Genomic DNA, 22,917 nt, shown 5'->3' on the forward strand with positions numbered 1-22,917 from the left:
CAGGCAGCTGAGTATGGCTCGCTATACTCAACTACGATTCGGGGGACGAAACGGTTCGACACCCGGGTGCGTAAGCGGCGTTCACCAGGAGCCGCGAATCGGAAGTTCAGCGTCAGGCAAGGTCGGCAGCCGGTCTGAGAACTCCCTCCAGCAAACATCCCACCATTCGCCCGACGCCGCCGCCGGTGCATTGGACCACAACAAGATCCGCCGATGCGGCCCGACCGCTCGGCCGCGCACAGTTATCTCGCCGACCGGTTCGGCGGCCGCTACGGGCAAAACCTATGATTGGAGGGCGTCGAAGGCGCGTTGCGTCGATTAGCTGATCGAACTATAGTCTGGACACATGTCCAGTTTGCTGTCACGGAGTTCGGGAGCCCGTTGATCGCAATGGATTCGGCGCCCTCCGCGTTCCTTGACCAGCAAAGAAGAGTTGAGTATGCGAATTGCCTTGCTGTCCTACCGTAGTAAGACCCATTGCGGCGGGCAGGGCGTCTACATACGACATCTCAGCCACGGTCTGGTGGAACTCGGTCACGAGGTCGAGGTGTTTTCCGGGCAGCCCTACCCGGAGCTACTCGATCCGCGGGTGCGCTTGACCGAGGTGCCCAGCCTCGACATGTACCGCGAGCCGGACCCGTTCCGGATCCCCCGGCCCAGCGAAATCCGCGACACCATCGACCTGCGGGAACTGCTGACGGTGTGGACCGCCGGCTTCCCCGAGCCGCGGACATTCACGCTGCGTGTCGCGCGGCTGTTGGCCGACCGGGCCGGCGATTTCGACGTCGTCCACGACAACCAAAGTCTGGGCACCGGATTGCTGACCGTCGCCGCCACCGGGATGCCCGTGGTTGCCACGGTGCACCACCCGATCACGCGTGATCGGGTGCTCGACGTCGCCGCCGCGAAATGGTGGCGAAAACCGTTGGTGCGACGGTGGTATGGCTTCCTGGACATGCAGCAGCAGGTGGCCCGTCAAATTCCGGACCTGTTGACGGTGTCGTCGTCGTCGGCCGCCGACATCATCTCCGACTTCTCCGTCTCGCCGGATCAACTGCACGTGGTGCCGCTGGGCGTCAATACCGAACTGTTCAAACCGGGTTCGGGGCCCCGGCAACCCGGCCGCGTGATCGCGATCGCCAGTGCCGATACCCCGTTGAAAGGCGTCAGCACTCTGCTGCACGCCGTCGCCAAAACGCGGATGAACCGCGACGTCGAGCTGCGACTGGTCGCCAAGGTGGAGCCCAACGGTCCCACCCACAAACTCATCGCCGAACTGGGAATCTCCGACATCGTGCACGTCACCAGCGGGCTGTCCGATGCCGAGCTGGCCGCGTTGTTCGCCTCGGCGGAGGTGGCCTGCATTCCCTCGCTTTACGAAGGGTTTTCGCTGCCGGCGGTGGAAGCGATGTCCAGCGGCACCCCGATCGTGGCAAGCCGGGTCGGTGCGCTACCCGAAGTGCTGGGCACCGACGGCGCGTGCGCCGAGCTGGTGCCCCCCGCCGACGTCGACGCGCTGACCCGGGCCCTCGGCGAACTGCTCGACTCACCGGAGAAGCGCCGCAGCCTGGGGAAGGCGGGTCGGGCGCGTGCGGTCGACGTGTTCAGCTGGGAGGCGGTGGCCGCGCAGACGGTACGGGTCTACGAGCGGGCAATCGCACGAAAGGCCGCCGAGAGCGACCGGCAATGCTGACAGTCGATTTCGATCGGCTCGCCATCGGGCCGGGCACCAAGGTCATCGACGTCGGCTGCGGAGCAGGCAGGCACGCGTACGAGGCATACCGGCGCGGTGCCGACGTCATCGCGTTCGACCGCGACGAAGCGGAACTGCGATCGGTGGACACCGTGTTGCAGGCAATGGCCGAAAACGGTGAGGTCCCCGCGGCCGCCTCGGCAAAGACCGTCGTCGGCGATGCGTTGCGGCTGCCGTATGCCGACGAGACATTCGACTGCGTCATCGCGTCGGAAATCCTCGAACACGTCACCCAGGACGACGCCGCGATCGCGGAGCTGATCCGGGTCCTCAGGGGCGGCGGCACCCTGGTGGTCACGGTGCCGCGCTGGCTCCCCGAACAAGTGTGCTGGCTGCTTTCGGACGAATACCACGCCAACCCCGGCGGGCACATCCGCATCTACCGGGCCAGCGAACTGCGGGACAAGATCGCGCGCACCGGCTTGCAGCTGGCGCATGCCCACCATGCGCACGCGTTGCATTCGCCATTTTGGTGGTTGAAATGTGCTGTCGGCGTGGACAATACCGACCATCCGGGGGTGGCCGCCTATCACAAGGTACTGGTGTGGGACCTGATGCGGCGCCCGAAGCTCACCCGGATCGCCGAGTCGGTGCTTAATCCGGTGGTCGGCAAGAGCGTCGCCATGTACTTCACCAAGCCGTCGACGGCATCGGCCGAGGCAACGCAGGGGTATTCCGTTGCGTCGATCTAACGCGCCGGCAGTTGCGGGTGTCCTCAGTCCGGAGCAGTGTCGCCAGACAGCCCTGTCCATCGCCGCCGCCCAAGAATCCTCGGGTGCCCTGCCCTGGTTCGAGGGTGGTCACACCGACCCCTGGGATCACGTCGAATCGGCCATGGCGCTCACCGCCGCGGGATTGCTCGAGCCCGCCCGCGCTGCCTTCGACTGGAGTCGGCGGACCCAGCGGGCCGACGGGTCCTGGCCGCTGCAGCTGCGTTCCGGAAAGATCGAAGACGCCAACAGCGACAGCAACTTCTGCGCGTACATCGCGACCGGGGTGTGGCATTACGCGCTGGTCACCGGCGATCACTCGTTTGCTGAGTCGATGTGGCCGGTCGTGCGCAAAGCGATCGACTTCGTCATCGACCTCCAAGTCGGATATGGCGAAATCTGTTGGGCCCGAAGCGAATCCGGGCCCGTGCCGGAAGCCTTGCGCACCGGGTGTGCCAGCGTGTACCACAGCATTCGGTGCGCCCTGGCGCTTGCGGCGCTGGTGGACGATCCGCAGCCGGAGTGGGAACTCGCGTTGGGGCGCCTGGGCCATGCGCTCGTCGCGCATCCCGAAGCGTTCACCGAAAAAGACCGCTATTCCATGGATTGGTACTACCCCATCCTCGGCAGTGCGCTGCGCGGCCCGGCGGCCGCCGCGCGCATCAAACAACGCTGGAACGACTTCGTCGTCAACGGTCTCGGCATTCGGTGCGTGGACGACCGGCCGTGGGTCACCGGTGCGGAGACCTGTGAGCTGGTCATGGCGCTCGAGGCGATGGGTCAACGGTCCGCCGCGCGAGCGCAGTTCGCGGCGATGCAGCACCTGCGCGAGGGCGACGGATCCTATTGGACCGGTTTGGTGTTCGCCGACGGTAAACGCTGGCCCGAAGAGCGCACCACGTGGACGGGCGCGGCGGTGATTCTGGCCGCCGACGCGCTGTCGGACACCACCGGCGGTGCGGGCATTTTTCGCGGCGAGCAGCTCCCGATTGGTTTGCAGAACGACTTCGACTGCGAGTGCGTCGTTACCAGGCCGGGCCGCTGACCTCGATCGGCTCGCCCACCTGACCGGCGGTGCGCTCGAGCACCCGCAGCGACCCCGTCGCGGAGATCTCCTGGAACTGACCGGATTCCAGGGCCCGGCAATAGATGTGGAACGGCGGTCGGCCACCGTCGGCGGGATCGGGAAAGACGTCGTGGATGACGAGGGCTCCGCCGACAGTCACCCATCTCGCCCATCCGTTGAAGTCTTCGGTGGCCGCGGTCTCGGAGTGGCCACCGTCGATGAACAAGAACTGCAGCGGCGTCCGCCAGCCCCGCGCCACCAGCGGCGACTTGCCCACGATCGCCACCACGTGGTCGTCCAGCCCGGCGGCGTCAAGCGTGCGACGAAACGTCGGCAGCGTGTCGAACAGCCCAGTCACCTCGTCGACCAACGAGGCGTCGTGATACTCCCAGCCGGCCTGGTGTTCCTCGGAGCCGTGGTGATGGTCGACGGTGTAGAGCACGGCCCCGGTCTGTTGCGCCGCCGCGCCGAGCAGCACGGTGGATTTGCCGCAGTAGGTACCGATCTCGACGCCGACCCCGCCGGCGAGGTACCGCTGCGCCGCGTCGTAGAGCGCGCGGCCCTCGCCGTCGGGCATGAACCCCGTTACCCGTTCGGCCAGCGCAAACAGGCGCTCGGATGCGCTCTTGTCGGTGTGACTCATCAGCTGAACCTATCGTCCGGTGCGACCGCCCCGGCACCGTGGTTGAGCTTTGCCGCAATGAGTTCGTCCGACCGGCCCGCAGGGCCAGCGGCCCCGGGCAGGTTCGGCTTAACATCGTCTGGTGCGCGTTCTACTCGTGTGTAAGTCGGTGGGTGCGGGTCTGGCGGCGATCCTGGTCATGGGCACCCTGATGGTGATTCCCGCGGTCCTACCGTACGGAACGCCGGGCGCGGTACCGGCCGCGGCCGCAAGCTGTCCCCAGGTCCAGGTCATCTTTGCCCGCGGCCGAAACGAGTCGCCGGGACCGGGTGTCCTGGGCAACGCTTTCATCAGTAGTTTGCGGTCCAAGGTCGCCAACAAGACGTTCAGCTCCTACGCCGTGCGGTACCCGGCGGACACCGAGGTGGACGTCGGCGCCAACGACATGAGCCACCACATCCAGGACATGGCCAACAGCTGCCCGGACACCCGGTTAGTGCTGGGCGGGTACTCGCTCGGCGCCGCGGTCACCGACGTCGTGCTGGCGGCCCCGATCGGCGCGTTCGGGTTCGACAGCCCGCTGCCGCCGGGCATGGATCAACACATCGCCGCCGTCGCCTTGTTCGGCAACGGCAGCCAATGGGTGGGTCCCATCACCAACTTCAACCCGACCTATAACGACCGGACCATCGAGTTGTGCCACGGTGCCGATCCCGTGTGCAACCCGGCCGACCCGAACACGTGGAAGCAGAACTGGCCGCAACACCTTGCCAGCGCCTACATCGACGCCGGCATGGCCAACCAGGCCGCCGACTTCGCGGCGAGCAAACTCGGTTAACGCGGCGCGCACTCGTTGTGGGCGATCAACACGTCGCGGAGCAGGTCGGCGCCATCGGCGATGATTCCGTCGACGCCGAGATCGAGCCGCGTGTGCATCGCCACCGGGTCGTCGACGGTCCATGGGTGCACCTGACGCCCGCAGGCGTGGACCGTGCGGACCACGGCCGTCGTTCGTCCGGCATCGGAACCGCCTCCCCCGCACCGAGATCCGCCCCGCGCACGTCGCGCCAGGCGAGCCGGTCGATTGGGCCGGACGGCCCGGCCTGGAGCGGAAGGTGACGGTCGTGCAGGATCGTGGCGACCCGGCCGCGGGTTGCCCGCACGTCCGTTTCCAGGTAGCGAAATCCGAGCTTTACCGCCGCCCGAAACGCACCCCTGCTGTGCATCGGAAATCTGAATGCGGTGAGATTGCGCCCGCGGCCCCGCAGAACTTCCACGGTGGCGTCCGGGACGCGCACTCATGGGTCCGGATTCAGGCTTCGTAGGTGACGTCGTACCAGTGCCGGGCGCCGTCGACGCGCCCGGTGTCGATCGCGTTGACGATCCGGACGTCGTCGACATCGATCTCATGCGCCTCGATGTAGCGCTTCAGCTCGTGAAAGAGCGCGCCGCGGGGTTGAGCCGGGTTCGCCGCGGCTTGTGTCCGATGTGGTTGCCGTGCCCCGACGATGATGCCGACGTATTCCTCGATGTGCAGCATTGTTATCGCCCTGTCCCGTAGTCCGATTCGCCGCGTTCGCCTGCCGTCGTGCTCTCCGCGTGCGGTCGATGTTGTCCCAGCACCGGCACCACAGCCACAACCACAGCCACAACCACGAAAATTCCTTGAATCATCCCGCCGACCATCGGGGTGTGCCCGGCTGCGGTCATCGCCCGCCAGCGGTGACCGATACCGTGCACGCTGAACAAGGCGGCAAAAATGATCATTGCCGCGATCATTGTGCGCTGCGCGGGCAGCGGCGCCGAGTTGTGAGGCATGGACCCCTCCCAACCTGGACTACTACGGATGGTAGTAGTTGGGACGCCGAATGTAAATGCTCGATTCCATGCAGCGGAATTGCACTAGCGACCTGTCACAGCAAATGCGGGCCGGGGCCGGCCGAAGCGGCCTGGGGCGAGCGCCGATTTGATACAGCGATCTGGGATGTTCGGCAATTTTCTGCAGCGTCAGTTATCAACCGGTGATGCGCGCCGACGCCGGCCCCGCGTCGACAAATACTAGGCGGGGGTATCCCCGGACGAATAAACCTTGAAAGGGCGGCTACCAGCAGCGAGGGCCCGATCGGGCAGGACGGCGGCGGGGCTTTTCCGGGCGGACGGGTGCCGGCGCATCGATTCGCTGCGCTCGCGTTCACGGCGTTGCGCGGCAATCCACGCGGGATGGGATTGGAGGAAAATCACCGTGGCCCCTGATGTGTTCGCCATGACTGTCAACTCCTCTCAGAGCCCAACTCAGCCGCAAAGCTACCAGCGCGTTATATGTTCGTGTCCAGGATGCCCAGCCCATCCTGAGACCAAACCAGGCGTAAACATGAGAATTGGCCGTGAATTTCCCGCCAAATCTCGGGCCAGGACTGTGCCGCCGGGTGTTTCGGTGTACCGCGGTCAAATGCTAACGACGCGCACCGACAAGAATTTCCGTTTCGACCCGCCGCGACCGGGGCTGCTATCGTCGCTTGCTTATGCCAGACATGGACCGTCGCCGGATGCTGCTGACGACAGGGATCGGCGTGCTGGCGACCGCGCTGCCCATCCCGCAGGCCCGGAGTGCCCCCAGCGGCCAGGCTGGAAGCTACATCTTCGCCGATGAGTTCGACGGCCCGGCCGGTTCGGCGCCGGACCCGTCGAAGTGGGCGGTGGCCAAGGCCCGCGAGACCATAAAGGACCCGACGTATTGGGAGTTGCCCGAGCACATCGGGCAATACCGCGACGACCGCCGCAACGTGTTCGTCGACGGCAACTCCAACCTGGTGCTGCGGGCCGCCAAGGATGGCCCCACCTACTTCAGCGGCAAGATCCAAAGCCTGTGGCGCGGCGGCGTCGGCCATACCTGGGAGGCGCGGATCAAGCTGAACTGCCTGACCGCAGGGGCTTGGCCGGCCTATTGGCTCGGCAACGACGATCAGGGCGAAATCGACGTCATGGAGTGGTACGGCAACGGCAACTGGCCGTCGGCAACCACCGTGCACGCCAAGGCCAATGGTGGCGAGTGGAAAACCCACAACATCGCCGTCGACAGCGGCTGGCACACCTGGCGCTGCCAGTGGGACCAGGCCGGCATCAGGTTCTGGAAGGACTATTCCGACGGTGCCCAGCCCTACTTCGACGTGCCGGCCAGTTCGCTCCCCGACTGGCCGTTCAACGCACCGGGCTACACGGTGTACCCCGTGTTCAACCTCGCGGTCGCCGGCTCCGGCGGAGGCGATCCCGGGCCGGGCAGCTATCCGGCGGACATGCTGGTCGACTGGATAAGGGTCTGGTAGTTCGTCAGCCCGGATCCGGTCTCCGGCAACCGGTCGGCGCCGAATGCAGCGCGAGGCAGCGCTGCAGCATTGCCTCCGTCGGCGGCTGGCGGAATGTGAGCACCATGCGCTGGCAGCCGAGTCGCTCGAAGGCGGGCAGCAAAGCCAACTGCTCCTCTACTTGGCCGGGTTCGGCCGGGCGCAACGACACCTGCGCCGAACGCAACACTTCGTCGGGCGCCCGTCCGGTCTCGGCGCACGCCTCGTCGAGCCTGGTGTTCGCCGCGCCCCAGGCTTCGGGACCGCCGGTGACGGGCATGTTCCAGACGTCGGCGTGGCGGGCGATGACGCGCATCATCTTGGGCTCGCTGCCGCCGACGGCGATGGGCGGATGCGGACGCTGCACGGGTTTGGGTGCGCACAGCGCATCCTCGAGGGTGAAAAAGCGTCCGCGGAATGTGACCGAGTCCTGCGTCCAGAGTTTACGAATCACGGTCAGCGCCTCATCGACCATCGCGACGCGGGTGCCCGGTCCGGGGAAAGCGATCCCGTAGCCACGATGCTCGGGCTCGCGCCAGCCGGCACCGATGCCGAAGTTGAGGCGCCCGCCGGATATGTGGTCCACGGTGACCGCCATATTGGCCAGCACGGCCGGGTTACGAAAGGTCACGCTGGACACCAGGCATCCGATCCGCGCGCGCGTGGTGACGGCGGCCAACGCGGCCAGGGCCGTCCAGCCCTCGAAGGTCGGATCGGTGTCGTCCGTCGGCCCGTAAAAGTGGTCGTAGTCCCAGATTTCGTCGAAACCGAGGCCATCCGCGGTGCGCCACAACCGGTCGAGCTCGGCGTAGGAAAATCCCAAATCGAACTTCACCGAGATGCGCATGCGACAATCCTAGGTTCGCCGGCATCGGGTCGAGACCTGGCAAGAGCAGGCCGAAATCGGGCTCAGTGGGTCAGCAGCGCCACGGCGCTCGTGGGTTTTTTGCCCGGGTTGCGCAGATCCGGTCGCGGGCCCCAGGTAAGCGGGCGCATCCACAGCGGCAGGCGGCGAAAGCGGCGCGCGGCGGCGAGCAACGATTCGGCTTCGAGGGTGCGCCAGCCGAGGTCCTCGAAGAACGCCAGCCCGTTGTCGGGTGCGAATTTGAACGGGGCACTTTCGGCAATCCCGGCGACGTTCTTGTTGATCCGTTCCCGCAGGCCGGGAAATGCGAAATCGAGCATCCACCAAGCGACTTCGGGACGTTTGATCGCCGTCGCGAGCGCGGCGATATCGCGGTCGTCGAGGTACATCGACAGGCCTTCGGTCAACACGAAGGCCTTTGCCGCACCGGCTAGCGCCTCGTCGAAGAAGGCGTCGCGGGCGCCCGGATCGGCCAGGTCGACGGCGACGCGGGTCAACCGGCAGCGCGGGGTCTGGTCGGCCAGCAGCTCCGTCTTCTCCGCGAGCAGTTTGGGCAGATCGGCCTCGACCCAGCTGAGGTCGGCGGGGAGAGCCAAGCGGTAGGGCCGGGTGTCCAGGCCGGCCGCCAAGTTCAGCACGCGGTCGCAGCCGTGCGCGATCGCGTCGGCGAGGGCATCGTCGATGAGCTTGGTGCGCGCCACCAGCCACCAACCGCTGCGGTCGACCCAGCGGATTCCGGCGGCGATCGCGCGGCCGCGTTCGCCGGCGAGGCGTTCGGCGAGTGGGTCGTGGAACAGGGCGTCGGGGCGCGCCGACTCGGTGGCGCGATGCAATGCCGTCCACCGAGCGGTATCAGAGACGTGAGTGATGGTGTGGTCGGCCATAGGTGGGGTTATAGCACCGGCGCTATTTGCCGGAGGTAGCGTTCGCTCATGCCCGATCGAAATCGTCGCTTCCTGTTGCGGGAGCGTCCCAGCGGCCGCATCGGCCCCAACACCTTCGAGCTCAGCGAGGAAGCGGTCCCGGAGATCAAGGACGGTGAGGCGCTCGTCCGGGTCGACTGGATTTCGCTCGATCCGACCAACCGAACCTGGATCAACGACACCCCGACGTACCTGCCGCCGGTGGGGATCGGCGAGGTGATGCGGGCCGCTGGGCTCGGTGAGGTCGTCGCGTCGAAGAACCCCAACTACCCGGTCGGTCAGATCGTGCAGGGGCTGGTGGGCTGGCAGGACTACGTGGTCGCCTCGGACGCGGCGCCGTTGTTCGCCGTCGACGTCGCCGAGGGCGTCTCTCCCAGCGTGTACCTGGGGGCGCTCGGGATGACCGGCCTGACCGCCTGGATCGGGATCCGGGATATCGGCAAGCCGCGGCCGGGTGAGACCGTGGTCGTCTCGGCCGCCGCGGGTGCGGTCGGATCGGTCGCCGGGCAGCTCGCCAAGGCCGACGGCGCGCGCGTCGTCGGCATCGCCGGCGGACCGGACAAATGCCGGCTGCTGACCGAGGAACTCGGCTTCGACGTCGCGGTCGACTATCGCGCCGACGACTGGTCCAAACAACTCCGCGCGGCGGCACCCGACGGCATCGACGTCGACTTCGAGAACGTCGGCGGCGTCATCATGGACGCGGTTTTCGCACGGCTCAACATCGGTGCGCGCGTCGCTTTGTGCGGCTTGATTTCCGGCTACAACGAGGCCGACCCGCCGCCCGGGCCGCGCGCCTTCGGCAATCTGTTGATCCAGCGGGCCACCGTGCAGGGGTTCATCGTGCTGGATCATTTGAGCCGCTCGGCCGAAGCGGCCGGCGAGATCGCCGCGCTGATCACCGCGGGCAAGCTCACGCCGCTGGAGACCGTCGTCGAGGGCTTCGAACAACTGCCGACCGCGATCAACATGCTGTTCGACGGCAAGAACGTCGGCAAGCTCGTCGTGAAGACGTCCGCCTAGCGCACCTTTCGACGCCTCACGTGCACTCAGCGCGATCCGGGGCGACGTCGCAGCCAGTACGCCGTCGGCGCGGGAGGCGGATGTGCGTCCGTTGACAATCGGAGTGGTCGGTCCCGGAGTGCGACTATGAGTACCTGCTCGATTGCCGCGATTCGAAAACCCGCGAGGACGTGACGCATGAGCCAGGTTGGCGCCGAGACCCGTTCGGCGGTCCCGCACCTGCATCGCGGCCTGGCCAACCGGCACATTCAGCTGATCGCGATCGGCGGCGCCATCGGAACCGGCCTGTTCATGGGCGCTGGCCGAACCATCGCCCGTGCCGGTCCGTCGGTCGTGCTGGTCTACGGGATCATCGGCTTCTTCTTGTTCTTCGTGCTCCGCGCGATGGGCGAGCTGCTGTTGTCGAACCTCAACTACAAATCGTTCGTCGACTTCGCCGCCGACCTGCTGGGGCCCGCGGCAGGTTTTTTCGTCGGCTGGTCGTACTGGTTCGCCTGGATCGCCACCGGTATCGCCGAGCTGGTGGCGATCGCGGGCTATCTGCAGTTCTGGTGGCCAGATCTGCCGGCCTGGCTGCCGGCGCTGACCGCGTGCGCGGCGATCCTGCTGTTCAACCTGTTCAGCGTGCGCAACTTCGGTGAGATCGAATTCTGGTTTGCCCTGATCAAGGTCGTCGCGATCATCTGCTTAATCTTCGTCGGAATCTTTTTGGTGGTGACGGATTTCGTTTCGCCGCAAGGAGATCGCGCATCAGTCGAGAACCTCTGGGACGACGGCGGTGTGTTCGCCACGGGCTTCATGGGCATGGTCGGCGGCTTCCAGATCGCGTTCTTCGCCTTCGTCGGCGTTGAACTCGTCGGTGCCGCCGCGGCCGAGACGGCCAACCCGCGCCGCACCCTGCCGCGTGCGATCAACGCCGTGCCGTTGCGGGTCGCGATCTTCTACATCGGCGCGCTGCTGACGGTCCTGATGGTCGTGCCCTGGCGGCGGTTCGCCGGCGACGAGTCGCCGTTCGTGCTGATGTTCTCTCTGGCCGGTGTGGCCGGCGCGGCGTCGATCGTGAACTTCGTCGTGACCACGGCTGCCGCCTCGTCAGCCAATTCCGGTATGTACTCCACCGGTCGCATGCTGTACGGGCTGGCCGACGAGGGCAGCGCGCCCGGGCTTTTCCGTCGGCTCAACCGCGGTGGGGTGCCGGCGCCCGCGCTGTTCGTGACCGCCGCCCTGTTTCTCACCGTGATCCCGCTGCTGCGCGTCGGCGGGTCGGTCATGGGGGCTTTTACGCTCGTCACGACCGTCGCGTCGCTGCTGTTCATGTTCGTTTGGACGATGATCGTGCTGAGCTACCTCGTCTACCGCCGCCGCCATCCCGCCCGCCATGCGGAGTCGAACTTCAAGATGCCCGGCGGCACCCCAATGTGCTGGGGTGTCCTGGCGTTCTTCGCATTCGTGCTGTGGACCCTGTGCACCGAAGACGACACGGCAACCGCGTTGGCGTGGTTTCCCGTGTGGTTCGTGGTGCTCGCGGCCGGTTGGCTGGTCGTTCGTCGCCGTCCCAGCCACGCCGATCGATACCGCCAATTCCAAGCCGCGGTGAATCACCCGGGCGATAACGCCGGCTGATCGGCGCACCGTCCCTGGAGCGCGGACGTTGTTGGGATCGGTAGCCGATCCGCGCGTCTGTACTTGTCGCAACGACGCCGCCACGGAGGTGGCGCCCCAGGAAAGGAAGACAGCAAATGAACATCGTGCCGGCCGGACTCCAGGAGCAGATCAACCGTGTCGACCGTCAGCGCAGCCTGTACATCGGGATCAGCACCGGCCTGGTTGCGGTATGGAGCTTTTACCGGGTGATCTGGATGCTGTACATCGGAATGACGTTCGGCTGGTTCTTCGGCGCGATGGCATTCCAGTTGGTGCTGTGGGGTGTGATCGGCACGGCCGCCGCGGTGGCCTCCATCGGCTTCCTCACCCGCTACCACAAGGGATCTTGACGTCTCTGCCGGCTCTCGAAGAACTACCGGAAGTCCCGGACCCGGTTGGGGTCCGGGACTTTCCGATTCCGTCAGCAGTCAGAGCTGAGCCCACACCGACTTCGTCTTCAGATAGATCTCGAGTCCCTCTTTACCGAACTCGTGGCCCCAGCCGGATTGTTTGTATCCGCCGAACGGCACATCGTGATCGAAGACCAGTTGGCAGTTCACCTGCACGCTGCCGGCCTGCAGGCTCCGCATGATGCGGTGCGCGCGGCCAAGGTTTTCCGTCCACGCGGTGGCCGCCAGGCCGTAGCTGGTGTCATCGGCCAGGGCCACGGCTTCGTCTTCGTCGTCGAACGGCAGGACGGTGACCACCGGGCCGAAGATCTCCTGCTGGTACAGCCGCATGCCGGTGTCGACGTTGGTCAGCACCGTGGGGTGGACGAAGTAGCCCTTGCAGTCCAGGCGGTAACCGCCGGTGACGATGTCGACGCCGTCATTTTTGCCCTCGTCGATGAACCCCATGACGCGGTTCAGCTGCTTTTGGCTGATCAGCGGCCCGCTGACGCAGCCCTCCTCGGTGGGGGCGCCCAGCTTGAACGAATTCGCCATCGCCGCAATGCCTTCCACGACCCGGTCATAAACGGCGCGCTGGGCGAAGATCCGCGACCCGCACACGCAACCCTGGCCGGAATGCACGAAGATGCCCAGCGACGCCATCATGATGGCGTTGTCCAGGTTCGCGTCGTCGAAGATCAACACCGGCGACTTGCCGCCGAGTTCGAGCGTGACCTTTTTCAGGTTGCCGGCCGATGCCCGCACGATCTCCTTGCCCACCTCCGTCGAACCGGTGAACGCCACCTTCTCGACGTCGCGGTGCGCGGTGATCGCCGCGCCCGCGGTGTGGCCATAGCCGGTCAGCAGGTTGACCACGCCCTCGGGCACCCCCGCTTCGTGAATGAGCCGGTCCAACAACACCGCCGACAGCGGTGTCTCCTCGGCGGGCTTGACGAGCAGGCTGGCGCCGGCGGCCAAAGCCGGTGCCAGCTTCGCGCTGGCGTTGAAGATGGGGCCGTTCCACGGGAAGATCAGGCCCACCACGCTGTACGGCTCCTTGAGCGTGTACGCGTGCATATTGACATAGGTGTCGGTCGCGATGCCGTCGGTTTTGACGTCGTAGGCGGTGCCGTTGATTTTCGAACACCAACCGGCGTAATAGCGGAAGAACTCCGAGCAGGTCGACATCTGCAATTGCGCCTGCAGCAACGGCATGCCGGTGTTAAGCGAGTCGAGTTGGGCGAATTCCTCGGCGTGCTCGTCAATCAAATCGCCGATCCGCCACAGGATTTTGGCGCGCTCGCGGCCCGGCAGCTGCGACCAAACGCCCGATTCGAAGGCAGCCTTGGCCCGGGCCGCCGCTTCGTCGACCGCCTCTTGGCCGCAGTCGGTGAATTCGGTGATCTGTTCTTCGGTGGCGGGGTTGATGATCGGAATGACCTCGCCCGAGCCGGGGCGCTTACTGAGCTCGTCCAGTACTGCCTGCAGCGACATCTATTCCTTCTCCGATCAACTCTGATCCGAGCGCGGCGCTCCCGTGCCCATAAATGCTGAGCACCTGCTTAGCATTTGGAATGTCGCGCGGTCAAGGTGTCGCGATCGCGCGCGTCCCGGCAACCCGCTGTGCCAGTGGGGCCGGGTCGCCGCAGCAACTCTCGAATGCCCCACTGGCCGACGGGTTTTCGGTCGCGGAGTTTGTCAGATGACGAACGGGGGCTTTGATAGGGGCATGGTGTGTTGTGAATTCCCGGCCGCGGCGGCCGGCTGTGACGGAGCCTTCACCGTCGACTCGTCCCGGATCACGTTCGGTCGCGGCTGTCTCGCCGAATTGGGCGAGCGTGCCGCCGCCCTGGGCCTGCGCCGGGTCGCTTTGTTCTCCGATGCGCAGGTGGCGACACTCCCGATTTTCGCCACGGCCCGCGACTCGCTGCTGGCGGCCGGCATCGACGTGGTCACCTACACCGAGGTGCGCGTCGAGCCGACAGACGACTCCTTCGCCGCAGCGTCCCGCTTCGCCCGCGACGCCAACCCGGACGGCTATGTCTCCCTGGGCGGCGGCTCGGTGATCGACACCTGTAAGGCCGCCAATCTCTACGCCACCCATCCGGCGGATTTCCTCACCTACGTCAACGCGCCGATCGGCGACGGCAAACCGGTACCCGGACCGCTCAAGCCGCACATCGCGTGCCCTACGACGGCCGGCACCGGCAGCGAGGTGACCGGCATCGCGATCTTCGATCTGCTTTCGCTGACGGTCAAGACGGGCATCGCGTCGCCCGCACTGCGTCCCACCGAAGCGCTCGTCGACCCCGATTGCACCGCCACGCTACCCGGCGGGGTGGTGGCCGCCGCCGGGCTGGACGTGCTCTCGCACGCGCTCGAGTCCTACACCGCCCGCCCGTACGTACATCGGCCCGCTCCCCCGCGGCCCAGCCTGCGGCCGATGAGCCAGGGCGCCAACCCATGGAGCGACCTGGGCTGCCGCGAGGCGCTGCGAGTGCTGGGCCAGAACCTGGAGTCGGCCGTGCGCGACGGGACCGACGACGCTGCGCGCGAACAGATGATGTGGGCCGCGACGCTTGCGGGAATCGCCTTCGGCAACGCCGGTGTGCACGCGCCGCACGGCATGGCCTATGCCGTCGCGGGCCTGGTCCGGGACTTTCACCCCGCGGGATATCCGGCCGGCGAGTCGCTGGTGCCGCACGGCATGTCGGTCATCGTCAACGCGCCCGCAGTGTTTCGGTTCACCGCCTCGGCCAGCCCGCAGCGACACACCGAGGCAGCCCGGCTGCTCGGCGCCGATACCCGCGACGCCGGTCCCGACGACGCGGGCGAAGTGCTTGCGGGCGAACTCATCCGCATCATCCGCGCGGTCGGCATGCCCAACGGCCTGAGCGGCGTGGGTTACACCGACGACGACATCGGGGCTCTGACCGAGGGTGCGTTTCCGCAGCAGCGGCTGCTGCAGAATGCCCCGCGCCAGATGGACAAGCCGGTGCTGGCGGAGCTGTTCGGCCACGCCATGCGGTATTGGTGACCCGCTACCTCACCCGCTAGGCCGTGACCAGCTCGGGGTGGAACTTGGCCGCCATGCGCCGCATGCCGTCGCGCCAGTCGACCTTGGCCGCCCCGACCAGCTCGCGCATTCGGCTCGCATCGGTAGGGTTGCCGCGCAACGCGTTTGAGGTCTCCTCGAATACCGGCTCCTTGCCCACCAGCGACCCGAGGTAGCTGCACCACTCCTGCAAGCTGACGGCCTGCTCGCCGCACCAGTTGAGGGTGGTGGCCGGGACCGACGCGACCTCGAACAGCTTCGGGATGGTGGCGATGAGGTCGTCCTCGTGGATCGGCGAGTACTGGGCCGGGCCGCCGGGCGGGACGGGAATTGGGATGCCGGCCAGCATCATCTCCATGTGATAGAACGGCCACCCGCCGTTGTCGCCATACGGCACGTTGAGCCGGGCGATCGTGGTCGGCACGCCCAGGGCGCGTGCCATGGTCCGGGCGACGACCTCGCCGGCGATCTTGGAGATGGAGTAGGTGGGGAACAACGGTTTGTGGTTGTCCCCCAGCGCGGCGGACTCGGTCCGGACCTCATCGCCGGGCGGGTCGTAGACGGCTCCGGAGGAGCAGTGCAGGAATGCCTTGGCGTCACGGCAGTGGGCCATCAGTAGTCCGACGGATTCGGCGTTGGCCGCCAGATCCGTGTCCCAGTTGCCGCTCTTGGCCACCGCAAGGTTGAGGACGTACTCGAAGTCCGTTGGTAGACCGGCGAAGTCGCCGGCGGCCAAATCAACCGCCGCGCAACGCACGCCTGCCTTTTCGAGGTCCTCCCGGACGGCGGGATTGGTGAATCGGGCGATCCCCCAGACCTCGTTGTCGGCGGCCAGCGCCTTGGCGATCGGGGTGGCAACTTGTCCGGTGGGCCCGGTGATCAGGATCTTGGTGCCGCGCATGCGCTGATGGTAGGCGACGGGTGCGCGCCGTCGATAGGGGCACGGATTGATGCTCGCGGCCGAGCGCCGAGCGCCGAGCGGCTCCTGACCTACCTGAGCTCAAATCCCCGAACCGGGTTGCGCCGGCATCTTCGGTTTACAACCCGGGCTGATCCTCGATGATGCCCAGCCAGATCTGCGCGGCGTCCATTGCCACTTTTTCGCTGATGAAAGCGTGTTGGGTTCCGGTGTACATGTCACGAAAGGCACGTTCGAGGCGGGTGCCCTCGCGGATCGAGCTGGTGCCCGCGACCAGATGCGCCCACTCCGCGCAACGGCGGGCCGTGTCGGTGGCATACACGGCGGCCACCCGCATGTCCGCGCGTAGGGCCGGGGTGAGCTCGTCGCCCGCCGCCACGGCGGCCTCGGCCACGGTGAAAGCATCGAGCACCAGCAGACGCGCGGCGCGCCACTCCGCACGGTGGTGCGCCAGCCCCTTCTGGAAGGTGGGACGGCGCGCCAACGATGCCATGTCGCTCATCCGGAACTTGGTGGCCGCCAACTCTTGCACGTCGTCGAGCATGCTCTTGGCTACTCCCAGCGCCCAGGAGGCATGACCGGCCGCGGTGACCGGCATCAGCCCCATCCGGGTGGCCGGTGAGGTCCCGCGGTGCGGCCGCCGAGCGAACAGTTCGAACGTGCGGCAATGCGGGACGAACACGTCGGCGACGCTGTAGTCGTAGGAGCCGGTTCCCTTGAGCCCCTGCACATGCCATCCGTCGTTGAAGCTGACCTGCTCGCGCGGCAACACCGCCACGTGCATCTGGGGCAGGCCCTCGCCGATCCAGCGCATCTCGCCGTTGTCCAGCGGCAGGAACCCGGCGGCAACGTACTCCGAGTGCCCGATGCCGGAACCGAAACTCCACGATCCGCTCAACTGATAGCCGCCCTCGACGGCTATCCCCTGTCCGTTGGGAAAGAACTGCCCGCCCATGGTCACACGGTTGTCGTGCGCGCTGAACACCTCGGCGAAGCCCTCGTCGGGCAGATAGGCCGCCGCGGCGAATGAAGACGGCAGGTTAGCGATGCCCACCCAACCGAAGGAGCCATCCTGCCAAGCCATTTCGATCCACGTCTCGATCATCTCGGTGAACGATGGCTCGACACCGCCGGCCACCACCGGATTGAACGCGGACATCAGTCCGCTGGCCCACATCTGATCGACGAGCGGAGCGGACAGCGTGCGGATTCGCTCGGATTCCGCGGCCTGCTCCTGGACGAGGTCCCGCATCCCGCGGGCCAGCGCGACAACGCGGTCGTCGGTCTCGGCTAAAGGCGTCATTGGCGCTCTCCTCGTCGAACGTGCCCCCGGTGACCATACCAATCGCGCAAAGTGTCTAGTCCCCGAAACCGGCGGATCGCCGACGGATGTTGCCGTTCAGCCGGGCGGCATGCCGGGTCCGGGAGCCGGCGCGACGTCGCGCGCGGTGACGGGATCGCCGCATGCGTCACAGGTGAGGGTGACGTGTGCTTCGCCGGTGCAGTCGCGGTGGTGGAAGTGCATGGGCGGGCCGTCGGGGGCCATGTAGCGATCGCCCCAGTCGCGCAGCGCCATCAGGATTGGATAGACGTCCTGGCCCTTCTGGGTGAGCCGGTATTCCTCGTAAGTGCCGTCGGCGGACGGCTTCTTGACCAGGATCTCGTGGTCGACCAGCCGGTCGAGCCGGTCCTGCAATCGGCTGCGGGAGATGCCGAGAGCGGACTGGAAGGCATTGAAGCGCCGGACGCCGTTGAACGCCGTTTTGAGCACCAGCAAAGTCCACCGATCCCCGAGCACCACCAACGGCCGAGTGATGGAACAGGGGAAATCGGCCAGGTCCTCGTAGCGCACGAAACCGATCGTACCTCGATGGTTTCAAAACGAGACCACTGCTGCTAACGTTTGGTCTCGAAATGAGACTCGGCGGATCGGAGGGCGGGTGACAAGTCCACTCGAGCGATGGCGCCGTGGCGGTGAGATCGTGCGGCTGACGGTGCGCGGTACGCCCCGGCGGGTGTTCGTGCGTCGGGTAGGTCAAGGTCCGACCCTGCTGCTGTTGCACGGCTTCCCCGCATCGTCGTTCGAATGGGCGGCCATCGAGCCCGAGTTGGCCCGCCAGCACCGGGTGATCAGTTTTGACTTCCTCGGATACGGGGCCAGCGCCAAACCGCCCGGCCACCGCTACAGCGTGTTCGAACAGGCCGACCTGGCCGAGGCGATCATCGCGGCGTATGCGCCATCGAAGCCCACGGTGATCGACTATGGCGCCATCGTCGCCACCGAACTGCTCGCCCGTCAGCCCGAATCTGGTGCGGCCCTGAGTCGCTGCATCTTCCTCAATGCGGGCCTGTTCGCCGATCGGTACCGGCCGCGCATCGCCCAGCGCGCGAGTTTGGTTCCCGTGCTGGGTGCCCTGCTGGCCCGGGTCTTCACCGAGAAGCTGTTCTTCCGGACTTGGGACGCAGTGTTTTCCACCGAACATCCGCTGGACCGCGAACTCGCCGCCTTGCACTACCGCGCCCTGCGGGAAAACGACCCGGGCCGCGACATCCAGCGAAAGCTGTTGCGCTACATCCCCGAACGGGCCGCCAACGGGGGCGCGCTTCGAAGGCGCGCTGCTCGGCACCGCCGTACCCCTCACATTCTTGTGGGGCATGCGAGACCCGGTGTCGGGCGCCGCGATCGCGGCGGAACTGCGCAACCGCATACCCGCGGTCGATCTGGTCGCATACCACGACGTCGGGCACTGCCCACACATCGAGGCCCCGGATCGTGTCGTCGCCGATATCCTGCGACGAAGCCCGAACTAGCCACGCATACTGTGGCATGGTGCGGTGGATGGTCGACGCGATGAACGTCATCGGCAGTCGTCCGGACGGATGGTGGAAAGATCGCGAGGCCGCCATGGCCGCTTTGGTGGCCTCGGTGCAGACCTGGGCTGCAGGACAAGGAGACACGGTGACGCTGGTGTTCGAGCGGCCGCCCAAGGTTGCGATCAGCTCGGCGAAGGTCGAGATCGCATACGCGCCCCGCGCGGCCGCGAACTCCGCCGACGACGAGATCGTCCGGCGGCTGCAGGCCGACACGCTCCCAGAGGAGGTCCGCGTCGTGACATCGGATCGCGCTTTGGCCGATCGAGTGCGGCGCCTGGGTGCATCGGTGTTCGCGGCCGAGCGCTTCCGCGACCTTGTCGATCCGCGGGACAAATGACCGCCGCCGACGGCGCGCCCGCCATCAACCGGGTGTGCGCACTCGCCCACATCGACATCCCGATCATCCAGGCGCCGATGACCTACATCGCCGGCGCCCAGCTCGCCGCCGCGGTGTCGAACGCGGGTGCCCTGGGGATCATCGAGACGACGTCGGATCAGGGCCGCGCCGACGTGCAACGCGTGCGCAGCCTCACCAGCGGTGCGGTGGGCGCCAACATTGCGCTGCTGTTCAATCGCGACCCGGCGGTCGTAGATCTCCTCGTCGCCAACGGAATTCGGTTCGTGACCACCTCGGCCGGCAGTCCGACATTGTTCACCGAGCGGTTGCACGATGCTGGCATCACCGTGTTCCACGTGGTGGGCACCCTGGCCGCGGCGAAGAAGGCCGTCGACGCCGGCGTGGACGGTCTGGTGGTCGAGGGCGTCGAGGGCGGCGGCTTCAAGAACCGGTACGGGGCGTCGACCATGGTGCTGCTGCCCTTGGTCGCTGCCCACGTCGACGTCCCGATCGTGGCCGCGGGCGGCATCTGCGACGCGCGATCCATGGCGGCGGCTTTCGTGCTGGGCGCCGAGGCAGTGCAGATGGGGACACGGCTGCTGGCGTCGGCGGATTCCCCCGTGCACGGCAACCTCAAGGAGGCGGTCGTGCGCGCCGACGAGACCGGGACGGTGCTGCTGCCCCTCGACGGCAACCGGATGATGCGTGTCATTCGTACCGCGGCCGCCGAAAAGCTCGACGCCGCAGCATCTTCCGCGGATGGCGGCGCTGCGCTACAACGCGTTCAGCAGCTTTACTTCGACGGCGACATGGACGCCAGCGTCGCCAACACCGGTCAGGTCGCCGGTCGTATCGACGACCTGCCACCGGCCGCCGAGATCATCAAGCAGACCTGGGCGGGGTGTCGTGAAGTGCTGGCTGCGACGGCGAACCGGCTGCGGCCGGGGCCGGCCTAGCTCGGATGGGTGTTGACGTCGAAATCGACCTCGGCGCCACTGACCCGGGTGATCTTCATGTTCGCGGTGTACTCCTTGCCCTCCGGCCCGGTGAAGTGACAGTCGAACTGCACGCCAACCTTGGCCTCGACCCCGGCGGGGCAGTGCACGTCGTTGGGATGGAAGCCGGTTTGCTTCGAGACGACGTCGACCACCGATTGTGCTGCGCCGTCGGGTTTGACGGTCGTCTTGCTGCCGCAGCCGACCGCGAGGGCACCCAACAGGCCAACAGTCAGGGCCGCCGTGGCGGTCTGGGCGATACGCCTCATTGCGCGGATACTCCTTTTAGCGGTGCCCGCAGCGAATGCGACGGGAAACGATTAGGCCAACACGATTTGGTCCGATGCTAGAGATCAGCGGGCATGAGACACCTGGTGCGGCAAACAAATGCATGCCTTGTTGAGCTAGCGGAAGCCTGGGTGTACTTTCCCGTCGCCGCCCCGCGATGCTGCGGGGTTCACCGGCGGCCGCTCACGTTGATGCCCACCTGAAACCGCGCTAGAGCGGCGGATGCCGGAGTTACATTGATGACGTTGACCGCAGGAAAAAGATGACCACCCCGACCGGAGACTTCATCGACGAAGCACACGCGTCCTACGATGCGGGCCCCGTCGACACTCCCCTGCTCGACAGGACGATCGGTGCGGACCTGGAACGCACCGCCCTGCGCTACCCCACCGTCGAGGCGCTCGTCGACGTCGCCGGGGACCGGCGGTGGACCTACGCCGAACTCAACGCCGACGTTGACCGCCTGGCCCGCGCGCTGCTGGCCGTCGGGGTACGACGCGGGGACCGGGTCGGAATCTGGTCGCCCAACTGCCCGGAATGGACCATGCTGCAGTACGCCACCGCCAAGGTTGGGGCGATCCTGGTCACAGTCAACCCGACATACCGCACTCACGAGTTATCGCACGTGCTCGCGGATTCCGGGGTCCGACTGCTGGTGTCGGCGACAGCGTTCAAGACATCCGACTACCGACGGATGGTCAGTCAGGTACGTTCGGAGATCCCCGGGTTGGCCGACGTCGTGTACCTGGGCACCGACGACTGGACACGATTATGCGAACGCGCCGACGAGGTGGCCGACGCCGAATTGCGTTGCCGGATGGCGTCGTTGGACCGCTGCGATCCGGTCAACATCCAATACACCTCGGGCACCACCGGTTCCCCCAAAGGGGCCACGCTGTCGCATCGCAACGTCCTCAACAACGGTTACTTCGCCACCGAATGCATCGGATTGCGGAGCGGAGATCGCCTCTGCATCCCGGTCCCGTTCTACCACTGCTTTGGCTTGGTGATGGGCAATCTAGGCTGCACCACCCACGGTGCCACCATGGTGATTCCGGCTCCCGGATTTGACCCCGCCGCGACGCTGGAGGCAATCGAAAAGGAGCGCTGCACCGCGCTTTACGGCGTGCCGACGATGTTCATCGCGATGCTGGGTCATCCCGCTCTCGGTGGGTGCGACGTGTCGTCGCTGCGCACCGGGATCATGGCGGGAGCCACCTGTCCGGAGGAGCTGATGAGCCGCTGCATCGATGAGCTCCACCTGTCCGAGTTGTCGATCGCCTATGGCATGACGGAGACCTCTCCGGTGTCGTGCCAAACCCGAATTGATGACGACCTTGCGCATCGAACCACCACGGTGGGGCGGGCTCACCCCCATGTCGAGATCAAAGTCATCGACCCACACGGAGGCGAAGTCGTCACCCGCGGACAACCGGGCGAACTGTGCACGCGCGGCTACTCGGTGATGCTCGGTTACTGGCACGATGAGCAGAAGACCCGCGCGGCAATCGATCCCGACGGCTGGATGCACACCGGCGACCTCGCGGTGATGCACGACGATGGATATTGCGCGATCGTCGGGCGTATCAAGGATGTCATCATCCGGGGTGGCGAAAATCTGTATCCGCGTGAGATCGAAGATTTCTTGCACACCCACCCCGACGTCGAGGCCGTGCAGGTCGTCGGGGTGCCCGACGCCAAGTACGGCGAAGAGGTCTGCGCCTGGATCAGGATGCGGCCGGGTCGCCGACCCCTGGACCGCGAATCCGTGCGCGAGTTTTGCACGGGAAAGCTTGCGCACCAGAAGATTCCTCGGTACGTCCACATCGTCGACGAGTTCCCGATGACGGTCACGGGGAAGGTGCGTAAGGGCGAGATGCGTGATGAAATGGTCCGGTTGTTGGGGCTGTGACCCGGGGTTCAACCCAGCACTTTCAGCGCCCGCTGTCGTGCTCCCCGGCAATCTCGGGTTGACGCGAATCCACGGCCCGCGCGTTGCGCGCAACGTCAGCGACGATCGTCTTCGCGGTCTCCCCCGGGGTCGATGTTGGTGTTGCGGGCAGCTGTTTTCCCGGGACGGGCGCTACTGCTGGGTGATGGGCCGGTGTTCCCG

General features: G+C 66.4%; 24 protein-coding genes and 1 pseudogene. 13 read left to right on the forward strand and 12 right to left on the reverse strand.

Features of this window, described 5'->3' with window-relative positions; translation table 11 throughout:
- Positions 1–439 precede the first annotated feature (439 nt).
- Genes manT through mmpH form a run of 3 tightly spaced genes read left to right on the forward strand, consistent with a single transcriptional unit; the run spans position 440 to position 3,508 of the window.
- The gene (gene manT / locus AWC25_RS00110; RefSeq protein WP_069402545.1) at positions 440–1,693 is read left to right on the forward strand and encodes an MMP alpha-(1->4)-mannosyltransferase; all 1,254 of its coding nucleotides are present in this window, start codon (positions 440–442) and stop codon (positions 1,691–1,693) included.
- Positions 1,687–2,445 (forward strand): class I SAM-dependent methyltransferase, encoded by a 759-nt coding sequence (locus AWC25_RS00115; RefSeq protein WP_085166176.1) that lies wholly within the window; start codon positions 1,687–1,689, stop codon positions 2,443–2,445. The genes manT and AWC25_RS00115 overlap by 7 nt, the downstream gene beginning before the upstream one ends.
- A complete protein-coding gene (mmpH, locus tag AWC25_RS00120; protein ID WP_085166177.1) occupies positions 2,432–3,508 on the forward strand; it encodes an MMP endo-(1,4)-3-O-methyl-alpha-D-mannosidase in 1,077 nt (358 codons plus the stop codon). Before AWC25_RS00115 ends, mmpH begins: the two co-directional genes overlap by 14 nt.
- Here mmpH and AWC25_RS00125 read toward each other — a convergent pair.
- Positions 3,489–4,172: a class I SAM-dependent methyltransferase gene (locus AWC25_RS00125; protein WP_069402542.1), complete on the reverse strand. Its 684-nt coding sequence runs from the start codon at positions 4,170–4,172 to the stop codon at positions 3,489–3,491. The genes mmpH and AWC25_RS00125 overlap by 20 nt on opposite strands.
- 178 nt (positions 4,173–4,350) lie before the next feature.
- Between AWC25_RS00125 and AWC25_RS00130 the strand changes: the two genes are divergently transcribed.
- Positions 4,351–4,989 carry a cutinase family protein gene (locus tag AWC25_RS00130; RefSeq protein WP_084229535.1) on the forward strand — a complete coding sequence of 213 codons (639 nt, stop codon included), beginning with the start codon at positions 4,351–4,353 and terminating at the stop codon, positions 4,987–4,989.
- On the opposite strand, the gene AWC25_RS27190 is transcribed toward AWC25_RS00130, so the two are convergent.
- From AWC25_RS27190 to AWC25_RS00150, 4 genes and pseudogenes are all read right to left on the reverse strand, one after another.
- A complete protein-coding gene (locus tag AWC25_RS27190) occupies positions 4,986–5,153 on the reverse strand; it encodes a glycerophosphodiester phosphodiesterase family protein (RefSeq protein WP_232327304.1) in 168 nt (55 codons plus the stop codon). The genes AWC25_RS00130 and AWC25_RS27190 overlap by 4 nt on opposite strands.
- A 65-nt stretch (positions 5,154–5,218) precedes the next feature.
- A pseudogene (locus AWC25_RS27195) lies at positions 5,219–5,377 on the reverse strand (glycerophosphodiester phosphodiesterase family protein); the annotation flags it as partial.
- 86 nt (positions 5,378–5,463) lie between these two features.
- Positions 5,464–5,691: a hypothetical protein gene (locus tag AWC25_RS26745; RefSeq protein WP_069402540.1), complete on the reverse strand. Its 228-nt coding sequence runs from the start codon at positions 5,689–5,691 to the stop codon at positions 5,464–5,466.
- A gap of 2 nt (positions 5,692–5,693) precedes the next feature.
- On the reverse strand, positions 5,694–5,969 hold the full coding sequence (locus AWC25_RS00150; RefSeq protein ID WP_085166178.1) for a hypothetical protein: 276 nt from the start codon (positions 5,967–5,969) through the stop codon (positions 5,694–5,696).
- Between the two features lie 704 nt (positions 5,970–6,673).
- Between AWC25_RS00150 and AWC25_RS00160 the strand changes: the two genes are divergently transcribed.
- A complete protein-coding gene (locus AWC25_RS00160) occupies positions 6,674–7,474 on the forward strand; it encodes a glycoside hydrolase family 16 protein (RefSeq protein ID WP_085166179.1) in 801 nt (266 codons plus the stop codon).
- A 4-nt stretch (positions 7,475–7,478) separates the two neighbouring features.
- Here the strand turns inward: AWC25_RS00160 and AWC25_RS00165 are convergent, their stop codons facing one another.
- Positions 7,479–8,339 (reverse strand): TIGR03560 family F420-dependent LLM class oxidoreductase, encoded by an 861-nt coding sequence (locus AWC25_RS00165; RefSeq protein ID WP_085166180.1) that lies wholly within the window; start codon positions 8,337–8,339, stop codon positions 7,479–7,481.
- A 62-nt stretch (positions 8,340–8,401) separates the two neighbouring features.
- Positions 8,402–9,241: a class I SAM-dependent methyltransferase gene (locus AWC25_RS00170; protein WP_085166181.1), complete on the reverse strand. Its 840-nt coding sequence runs from the start codon at positions 9,239–9,241 to the stop codon at positions 8,402–8,404.
- 48 nt (positions 9,242–9,289) lie between these two features.
- Here AWC25_RS00170 and AWC25_RS00175 point away from each other — a divergent pair, with 48 nt between their 5' ends.
- From AWC25_RS00175 to AWC25_RS00185, 3 genes are all read left to right on the forward strand, one after another.
- Positions 9,290–10,303 carry an NADP-dependent oxidoreductase gene (locus AWC25_RS00175; RefSeq protein WP_069402535.1) on the forward strand — a complete coding sequence of 338 codons (1,014 nt, stop codon included), beginning with the start codon at positions 9,290–9,292 and terminating at the stop codon, positions 10,301–10,303.
- Between the two features lie 177 nt (positions 10,304–10,480).
- On the forward strand, positions 10,481–11,926 hold the full coding sequence (locus AWC25_RS00180; RefSeq protein ID WP_069402534.1) for an amino acid permease: 1,446 nt from the start codon (positions 10,481–10,483) through the stop codon (positions 11,924–11,926).
- 116 nt (positions 11,927–12,042) lie between these two features.
- Positions 12,043–12,297: a hypothetical protein gene (locus AWC25_RS00185; protein WP_069402533.1), complete on the forward strand. Its 255-nt coding sequence runs from the start codon at positions 12,043–12,045 to the stop codon at positions 12,295–12,297.
- A 78-nt stretch (positions 12,298–12,375) separates the two neighbouring features.
- Here AWC25_RS00185 and AWC25_RS00190 read toward each other — a convergent pair whose 3' ends face one another.
- Positions 12,376–13,830 (reverse strand): aldehyde dehydrogenase family protein, encoded by a 1,455-nt coding sequence (locus AWC25_RS00190; protein ID WP_085166182.1) that lies wholly within the window; start codon positions 13,828–13,830, stop codon positions 12,376–12,378.
- A 235-nt stretch (positions 13,831–14,065) separates the two neighbouring features.
- On the opposite strand from AWC25_RS00190, the gene AWC25_RS00195 reads away from it, so the two are divergent.
- Positions 14,066–15,373 carry a hydroxyacid-oxoacid transhydrogenase gene (locus tag AWC25_RS00195; RefSeq protein ID WP_069402531.1) on the forward strand — a complete coding sequence of 436 codons (1,308 nt, stop codon included), beginning with the start codon at positions 14,066–14,068 and terminating at the stop codon, positions 15,371–15,373.
- 16 nt (positions 15,374–15,389) lie between these two features.
- Here the strand turns inward: AWC25_RS00195 and AWC25_RS00200 are convergent, their stop codons facing one another.
- The 3 genes from AWC25_RS00200 to AWC25_RS00210 all read right to left on the reverse strand — a co-directional run bounded on the left by AWC25_RS00200 (position 15,390) and on the right by AWC25_RS00210 (position 18,162).
- Complete coding sequence (locus tag AWC25_RS00200; RefSeq protein WP_069402530.1) at positions 15,390–16,292, reverse strand: NAD-dependent epimerase/dehydratase family protein; 903 nt, start codon at positions 16,290–16,292, stop codon at positions 15,390–15,392.
- A 136-nt stretch (positions 16,293–16,428) separates the two neighbouring features.
- Positions 16,429–17,613 carry an acyl-CoA dehydrogenase family protein gene (locus AWC25_RS00205; RefSeq protein WP_069402529.1) on the reverse strand — a complete coding sequence of 395 codons (1,185 nt, stop codon included), beginning with the start codon at positions 17,611–17,613 and terminating at the stop codon, positions 16,429–16,431.
- A gap of 96 nt (positions 17,614–17,709) precedes the next feature.
- Positions 17,710–18,162, reverse strand: coding sequence for a winged helix-turn-helix transcriptional regulator (locus tag AWC25_RS00210; RefSeq protein ID WP_069402528.1), 453 nt, complete (start codon positions 18,160–18,162; stop codon positions 17,710–17,712).
- Positions 18,163–18,250: 88 nt separating this feature from the next.
- Between AWC25_RS00210 and AWC25_RS00215 the strand changes: the two genes are divergently transcribed.
- The 3 genes from AWC25_RS00215 to AWC25_RS00225 are packed head-to-tail and all read left to right on the forward strand — an operon-like array spanning position 18,251 to position 20,477.
- Positions 18,251–19,165 carry an alpha/beta fold hydrolase gene (locus AWC25_RS00215; RefSeq protein WP_084229530.1) on the forward strand — a complete coding sequence of 305 codons (915 nt, stop codon included), beginning with the start codon at positions 18,251–18,253 and terminating at the stop codon, positions 19,163–19,165.
- A complete protein-coding gene (locus AWC25_RS00220) occupies positions 19,141–19,521 on the forward strand; it encodes an NYN domain-containing protein (protein WP_069402547.1) in 381 nt (126 codons plus the stop codon). The genes AWC25_RS00215 and AWC25_RS00220 overlap by 25 nt, the downstream gene beginning before the upstream one ends.
- Positions 19,518–20,477, forward strand: a complete 960-nt coding sequence (locus AWC25_RS00225) for an NAD(P)H-dependent flavin oxidoreductase (RefSeq protein WP_069402526.1) — start codon at positions 19,518–19,520, stop codon at positions 20,475–20,477. Before AWC25_RS00220 ends, AWC25_RS00225 begins: the two co-directional genes overlap by 4 nt.
- On the opposite strand, the gene AWC25_RS00230 is transcribed toward AWC25_RS00225, so the two are convergent.
- Complete coding sequence (locus AWC25_RS00230; protein ID WP_069402525.1) at positions 20,474–20,785, reverse strand: DUF4333 domain-containing protein; 312 nt, start codon at positions 20,783–20,785, stop codon at positions 20,474–20,476. The two genes, AWC25_RS00225 and AWC25_RS00230, sit on opposite strands and share 4 nt — an antisense overlap.
- A gap of 281 nt (positions 20,786–21,066) precedes the next feature.
- Between AWC25_RS00230 and AWC25_RS00235 the strand changes: the two genes are divergently transcribed.
- A complete protein-coding gene (locus AWC25_RS00235; protein ID WP_069402524.1) occupies positions 21,067–22,716 on the forward strand; it encodes an AMP-binding protein in 1,650 nt (549 codons plus the stop codon).
- The last annotated feature ends 201 nt before the right edge of the window (positions 22,717–22,917 follow it).

It is taken from the genome of Mycobacterium sherrisii (assembly GCF_002102355.1).
Lineage (GTDB): Bacteria > Actinomycetota > Actinomycetes > Mycobacteriales > Mycobacteriaceae > Mycobacterium > Mycobacterium sherrisii.